Here is a 1,255-nt window from a genome sequence, read left to right as displayed (position 1 = left end):
ACTAATCCTGACCGAAGAAGTTTTAGATGGACATATACTTTTTTAAAATATTTCCATTTAATACCTAACCCTAAATTTATGCGTTCACAAAAATCAGAGTCAAAATATTTAACATTTTTTCTTAGTTTAAAAACCCTAGGCTCCATCGACGTGGTTTTTCGTCCTGTAGCATCATAACCATCATAGCTAATAGCTTTAACTAACCGACATGGTGTACGGAATGCCTTTTTATGATTACAAGGGATCATATCATCATCCCATTTTACAACCGTTTCAAAATCAGACAACGAAAATGCGAAATTATAAAACCTAGCTATTGATAAATCCGGATCCTCATAAACACTCTGATAATAATCATCACCCGTTTTTTGTATACGATTCAAATAAACATCAATTTTAATTTTATCAGCTAGTTGAGGTTGAAAGGCCAATTGGTCAGCTAAAAGCTTGTCAAAATCAACATTTTTTTCACCATTAAAAACTATAACAACTTGATCTACATGCTCAATAATTGATCTAACAGCCATCAACAAAGGATTGTTTTGGGGGTATGCTCTTATTATAGCAGCAATTCCATTCTTCCTGTTTCTTTCGGATATTTTACCAACACGTTCATACATCAATATTTCTTTGTTAAGAAAATTAATTTTTAGAAATAGTGACAATAGTGGTTCAACCGCAAATAATGGAGTGACCCTAAGTATGATTCTAAAAAGCAAGGCTTTATTATTGGATCGTTTTATCCAGCGCAACCTTAAAAGCAAGCCATGCATTATTCTGCTCCTCAACCAACAATGTCAAATGATTACCACTATCTAAAAGACCAAACAAAAATGAAAATGATCTATATGTCTTACATAATGTCCCAATATCCAAAAAACGCCATCTTGGTGTATTATAAGAATAAGAAAACATTATGGTATTAAGTCCTGAGGTTCTTGCTGAACCACCACTTTGTTTTTTTTGAGGTATGTCCACTCTTATATTAGAAAAAGGCGCTGCACGCCGCCCCCCACCAATATAGATACTAAAAAATTTAAAGTTACGCTTAAGGAAGAACAATCTCAAGTATATTAAGGATTTTATCTTGTACTTTCTTGACAGATAAGACAAAATTAAAAGACGTGTAAACCTGAATATACTAAATGCTCCATAGAATATTATTCTAGGTTTTTTACAAATACTATTAACAACTTGTTCATTTCGTGAGTCAGCCAGTTCTGAAGCACTGAGCAATCTAGGCGATCTAGGCGAT

2 protein-coding genes are annotated in these 1,255 nt (G+C 33.1%); both read right to left on the bottom strand.

The window, feature by feature from the left end; genetic code table 11:
• Positions 1–773: hypothetical protein (locus LZ634_RS22595; protein WP_234508962.1), on the bottom strand; the 773-nt coding region annotated here is incomplete at its 3' end.
• Positions 727–1,255, bottom strand: a 529-nt coding sequence (locus LZ634_RS22590) for a hypothetical protein (protein WP_234508961.1), incomplete at its 5' end; no start/stop codon positions are given. The genes LZ634_RS22590 and LZ634_RS22595, both read right to left, overlap by 47 nt.

It is taken from the genome of Kluyvera intermedia, from assembly GCF_021440345.1.
Lineage (GTDB): Bacteria > Pseudomonadota > Gammaproteobacteria > Enterobacterales > Enterobacteriaceae > Kluyvera > Kluyvera intermedia_A.
Note: the sequence above shows the minus strand (reverse complement) of the source record. Positions and strands in the feature narration are given on the sequence as shown.